The 4,439-nt window shown below is 60.5% G+C and carries 7 protein-coding genes and 1 pseudogene; 6 read left to right on the plus strand and 2 right to left on the minus strand.

Annotation, left to right across the window (positions count from 1 at the left end; translation table 11 throughout):
- The 3 genes and pseudogenes from WA989_RS13250 to WA989_RS13260 form a co-directional block, all read left to right on the plus strand.
- Window positions 1-126 (plus strand): annotated as a pseudogene (locus tag WA989_RS13250) (Holliday junction branch migration protein RuvA); the annotation flags it as partial.
- Complete coding sequence (gene ruvB, locus WA989_RS13255; protein WP_424340965.1) at window positions 123-1,154, plus strand: Holliday junction branch migration DNA helicase RuvB; 1,032 nt, start codon at window positions 123-125, stop codon at window positions 1,152-1,154. The pseudogene WA989_RS13250 and the gene ruvB, both read left to right, overlap by 4 nt.
- Window positions 1,155-1,165: 11 nt before the next feature.
- Entirely contained in the window at window positions 1,166-1,594 is a 429-nt protein-coding gene (locus tag WA989_RS13260) for a hypothetical protein (RefSeq protein WP_424340966.1), read from the plus strand.
- Between the two features lie 6 nt (window positions 1,595-1,600).
- On the opposite strand, the gene WA989_RS13265 is transcribed toward WA989_RS13260, so the two are convergent.
- Both WA989_RS13265 and WA989_RS13270 read right to left on the minus strand, forming a co-directional pair.
- The gene (locus tag WA989_RS13265) at window positions 1,601-1,984 is read right to left on the minus strand and encodes a hypothetical protein (protein WP_424340967.1); all 384 of its coding nucleotides are present in this window, start codon (window positions 1,982-1,984) and stop codon (window positions 1,601-1,603) included.
- Between the two features lie 95 nt (window positions 1,985-2,079).
- The gene (locus tag WA989_RS13270) at window positions 2,080-2,361 is read right to left on the minus strand and encodes a BolA family protein (RefSeq protein WP_424340968.1); all 282 of its coding nucleotides are present in this window, start codon (window positions 2,359-2,361) and stop codon (window positions 2,080-2,082) included.
- A 29-nt stretch (window positions 2,362-2,390) separates the two neighbouring features.
- Between WA989_RS13270 and WA989_RS13275 the strand changes: the two genes are divergently transcribed.
- The 3 genes from WA989_RS13275 to rplS are packed head-to-tail and all read left to right on the plus strand — an operon-like array spanning window position 2,391 to window position 4,332.
- Window positions 2,391-3,011, plus strand: a complete 621-nt coding sequence (locus WA989_RS13275) for a DnaJ domain-containing protein (RefSeq protein ID WP_424340969.1) — start codon at window positions 2,391-2,393, stop codon at window positions 3,009-3,011.
- A 42-nt stretch (window positions 3,012-3,053) separates the two neighbouring features.
- Entirely contained in the window at window positions 3,054-3,782 is a 729-nt protein-coding gene (gene trmD / locus WA989_RS13280) for a tRNA (guanosine(37)-N1)-methyltransferase TrmD (RefSeq protein WP_424340970.1), read from the plus strand.
- Window positions 3,769-4,332, plus strand: a complete 564-nt coding sequence (rplS, locus tag WA989_RS13285) for a 50S ribosomal protein L19 (protein ID WP_424340971.1) — start codon at window positions 3,769-3,771, stop codon at window positions 4,330-4,332. The genes trmD and rplS overlap by 14 nt, the downstream gene beginning before the upstream one ends.
- The last annotated feature ends 107 nt before the right edge of the window (window positions 4,333-4,439 follow it).

Raw genomic sequence — 4,439 nt, forward strand, 5'->3', positions numbered from 1 at the left:
CTCGTCAATCTCGGATATGGCCAGAGCGATGCGGCGCGCGCTGTGGCGGCTGCGGCCCGAGAGGCGCCAGACGCTGACACGTCCGCCCTTATCCGCGCCGGCCTGAAAGAGCTCTCGCCCTCATGAGCCGGGACGGTCACCTCAATGATCCGGAACGCCAGTCAGCCGATGCGCTGGACCGCGCGCTGCGCCCGCAGAGCTTTGACGATTATGTCGGTCAGGAAGCGATCAAGTCTAATCTCAAAGTCTATGTCGAAGCCGCCAAGGCGCGCGGCGAAGCGCTTGATCATGTCCTTTTGTTCGGCCCGCCAGGCCTCGGCAAGACGACGCTTGCGCAGATCGTGTCCAGGGAGCTGGGTGTGGGGTTCAGATCCACATCAGGGCCCGTTATCGCCAAGGCGGGCGATCTCGCAGCCATCCTGACCAATCTCGAAGAAAACGACGTTCTCTTCATCGACGAGATCCACCGTCTGCCACCGGCCGTCGAGGAAATTCTCTATCCGGCGATGGAAGACTACGCGCTCGACATCGTAATCGGGGAAGGGCCATCGGCCCGGTCAGTCCGGCTCGATCTTGCCCCTTTTACCCTGGTCGGGGCGACTACCCGCACCGGCCTGCTCGCCAATCCACTGCGCGACCGGTTCGGCATCCCGATGCGGCTCAATTTCTATGAGCCAAAGGAATTGGCGCGCATCGTCATGGCTGCCGGCCGCAAGCTTGGGGCCGAGCTGAGCGAGGATGGCGCCATCGAAATCGCAGGGCGGGCTCGGGGCACGCCCCGGATTGCGCTTCGGCTCCTGCGCCGCGTGCGAGACTTTGCCGAGGCTGAAGGCGCAAGGATCGACAAGGCTGCGGCCGGGCGCGCGCTGGCGCGTCTCGAGATTGACGAAGACGGCCTCGACGCCCTCGACCGTCGCTATCTCTCAGCCCTGGTGAAGACTTATGCGGGCGGCCCAGTCGGCGCCGATACACTCGCTGCGGCGCTGTCGGAGGCGCGCGATGCGGTCGAGGACGTGATCGAGCCCTTCCTCATGCAGAAAGGCTATATCGCCCGCACGCCGCGTGGCCGGGTCGCCGCACCGCTGGCCTATGAGCGGATGGGGCTTGCCGTGCCTGATACGAACAAGCAGGCTGGCCTTTTCTCGGACAAATAGGAGCCGGCAATATGCTCGAAGGAATGAGGGATCTGGCGCAGGCCCTGTCGATCGCGCTCTTCGGCTTTTCGAGCGGCTGCGCCTGGGTGGCTGCGATTGTGGCGCCGAATACAAGCTATGACCGCCTCGATTACAGCCGGGCCGAAGGCCATGTGAGAGTTCTTCTGACGAGTGCGTCCAATCATGTCGCATTCGTCTTGATCGCGGCGTCCGCCCTCGCTGTCCTCGCCGGAGCGGTTGGGGCCGGCATTGTCGGTGCGCTGGCGGCAGGAGGATTTTTCACCAATCGTTGGACGCTCGCCCCGCGCAAGAAGTCCGAGCGCGCCCCGGCGGGGACGAAAGCCCGCGACAAGACCAAACGGGTTGTCGCCGTCAGCCTGACGCTGATCTTTACCCTGGTGGCCGTGATTGCCACGGGGCTCGCAATTGCGCGGATCTAGACGAGTCTAGGTCTGCACCAGCCAGAGTACGCCAATTGTATGCAGATAAAGGAAAGCTTCGGTCGACTTGCGCGCGGCCCGCATGGCGGTTTCGCCTGCAAGCTTGCGATTGGTCGCAATCATGAAGGCACAAGCCGCAAGACCCGGCATGAAAATCCACCAGGCAATCGCGAAAGACGCGATGATCGAGACCAGAAGGACCATATAGGCGACGCCATCAAGCGCCCGCACCTTGAATTCATTGATGCCGCTGAACGTGTTCAGCAGGCGCGGATTGCGATGCAGCTCATCGGCATCGATCGCATAGATCCGTTCTTCAGCATGCTCGAACCGGACAATCCGTGTCGGACGGCCTTCGTCATGCGGATTTGGAGCTGTTCTCAGAAACATGGGACAGGACCTCTTCGGTCTTAACTGTCCCATAGCTGTCTTAATATGACTTCGACCGCGCCCTATGAAATTGGCGATGCGCCGGCAATATCAGGTTAACCAGCGGGCGCCGACGCCTTTATCGAAAGCGCGTGAAGCCCTGATTCAAATTCGTTTTTTAGCGCCTTGTTGATTTCGCGCTGGACCGCAACGCGGCTCATGCCATGGAATTTTTCCGAGACAATCGTCACTTTATAGTGCGTTTCCCCTTCGGGCGAGGCGCCTGCATGGCCGGCATGAAGGTGGCTCTGGTCATCCACCTCAAGGCTCTGAGGTGCAAAAACCTGCGTCAAAACCTCTCGAATCCGTGTCGATCTGTTTGTCAATTCTAGCCTCATTAACGACTACACTCTATGTTGCGCACAACATGGCAGATACATTTTCATACCGCGTCAAGTTCACCGATATAAGGGTGAAGCCTCCCAAGGAGGAGGAAGAACGCCAGAAAGCTGCAAAAACTCGCGAGTGTCATCGCGATGATTGCGATCTGGCTGGCTCACACCCCGCGCCCAAGCCGCGCGGCTCCGAGGGCGTCTTCTGGTTCTGCCAGAAACATGCAGGCGAATATAACCGCAATTACGACTATTTTGCCGGCATGTCTGAAGCCGAACTCGATGCCTTCAATGAAATGGCGAAATACGGTTTCAACAAGACCTGGAAGTTCGGCACCGGCCCCATGGGCAAAGACAAGGCCGCTGCTTCGCACGACCCACGCCGCTGGCGTGGCCGCGAATTCTTCGAAGAGAATGCGGCCGCCCGCAAGGCCCGCCGCACCGAGCAGCAATCGGCTGGCGTCACCTCGCGCGCGCTCGCGGAGCTCGATCTCGAACCTGGCGCAACTGCGACGGAAATCCGTGTCCGCTATAGCGAGTATGTCCGCCGGTACCATCCGGACTCCAATGGCGGCGACCGCTCGACCGAGCATATGCTGGCCCGGGTGCTGCGCGCCGGGAAGACGCTGAAAGCCGCCGGGATGATGAAGGGATAGCGCACAGGCGTTCCTCCTCACCTGATTGCCTATATATAGAGCATGGCCTTCGACGTCTCGATCATTACCCTCTACCCCGAGGCGTTTCCCGGGCTGCTGGATGTTTCCATACTGGGACGCGCCCGGCGTGACGGCCTCTGGTCGCTTGATGTCACCGATCTCAGGGAATTCGGCCTCGGCAAGCACCGGCAGGTTGATGAAAGCCCCGCTGGTGGCGGCGCCGGTCTGGTCCTTCGCCCGGATGTAGCAGCTTCTGCCATCGACAGCCTGCAGCAGAAGGGGCGCCCGATCCTGTATCTCAGCCCGCGCGGGCAGCCCTTCGATCAGGCCATGGCGGCTGAATTTTCCGCCGGGCTTGGCCTCATCTGCTTCTGCGGACGCTTTGAAGGCCTAGATGAGCGCGTCATCCAGAAGCGGAACATGATCGAGGTTTCGCTTGGTGATTTTATTCTCGCAGGCGGCGAAGCGGCCGCGCAGGCTGTCATTGAAAGCACGCTCCGCCTCCTGCCTGGTGTGGCGGGAAATGAAGCGTCGATCGAAGACGAAAGTTTCTCGAACGGCTTGCTCGAATATCCGCAATATACGCTGCCTCGCACCTGGGAAGATGAGCCGACGCCAGACGTGCTTTTATCGGGTGATCACAAAAAGGTAGCCGAATGGCGGCTCAACCGCAGTAAACTGTTGACAGAAGCCCGCCGTCCCGATTTATGGGCCGCTTACCTCAACGGGCAAAGAATACGAGCGTCGGAGACGGACGATGAACATGATTGAACAGCTCGAAGCTGAAGAAGTAGCACGCGTTACTTCAGGCAAAGACATCCCTGAATTTTCTCCGGGTGACACGCTCTCTGTGAACGTGCGCATCCGCGAGGGCGACCGTGAGCGCGTTCAGCGCTTCGAAGGCGTTTGCATTGCACGCGCCGGCGCAGGCCTCAATGAGAGCTTCACGGTTCGCAAGATCTCTTTCGGTGAAGGCGTGGAGCGTGTGTTCCCGGTCGTCTCCCCGATGATCGAAAGCATTGAAGTCAAACGCAAGGGCCGCGTCCGCCGCGCCAAGCTTTACTACCTCCGCGACCTGCGCGGCAAATCTGCCCGTATCGCAGAGCGTACCTCAGGCCACGGCGTCGAGACCACGGAGATCACGGTCTCCAAGACAGAACGCAAGCGCCAGCGCGCCGCTGACAAGGTCGCCCGCAAGGAGCAGGCTGCCAAGGACCGCGTCGCCGCTGAAGACGCAAAAGCGAAAGCCGCCGAGGAAGAAGCCGCTGCGGCAGCCGCTGAAGCTGAAGCTGAGAACGACGCAGACACCGAGACGAACTAGCGTCCGGCTCAGCCAAGCGAATAAAATCACGAAGCCCCGCCAACCGGCGGGGTTTCTTTTTGCCCGCCCCACAAATCTGAAAACTCCGGCACGCCAGTTGCAAACGT

Origin of the sequence: Henriciella sp. (assembly GCF_049649345.1) — a bacterium.
Classification (GTDB): Bacteria; Pseudomonadota; Alphaproteobacteria; order Caulobacterales; family Hyphomonadaceae; genus Henriciella.

Bases quoted from the DNA above. Each gene is read 5' to 3' on its own strand.
- ruvB (WP_424340965.1), top strand. From the start codon at position 123: ATGAGCCGGGACGGTCACCTCAATGATCCGGAACGCCAGTCAGCCGAT.
- WA989_RS13260 (WP_424340966.1), top strand. From the start codon at position 1,166: ATGCTCGAAGGAATGAGGGATCTGGCGCAGGCCCTGTCGATCGCGCTC.
- WA989_RS13265 (WP_424340967.1), bottom strand. From the start codon at position 1,984: ATGTTTCTGAGAACAGCTCCAAATCCGCATGACGAAGGCCGTCCGACA.
- WA989_RS13270 (WP_424340968.1), bottom strand. From the start codon at position 2,361: ATGAGGCTAGAATTGACAAACAGATCGACACGGATTCGAGAGGTTTTG.
- WA989_RS13275 (WP_424340969.1), top strand. From the start codon at position 2,391: ATGGCAGATACATTTTCATACCGCGTCAAGTTCACCGATATAAGGGTG.
- trmD (WP_424340970.1), top strand. From the start codon at position 3,054: ATGGCCTTCGACGTCTCGATCATTACCCTCTACCCCGAGGCGTTTCCC.
- rplS (WP_424340971.1), top strand. From the start codon at position 3,769: ATGAACATGATTGAACAGCTCGAAGCTGAAGAAGTAGCACGCGTTACT.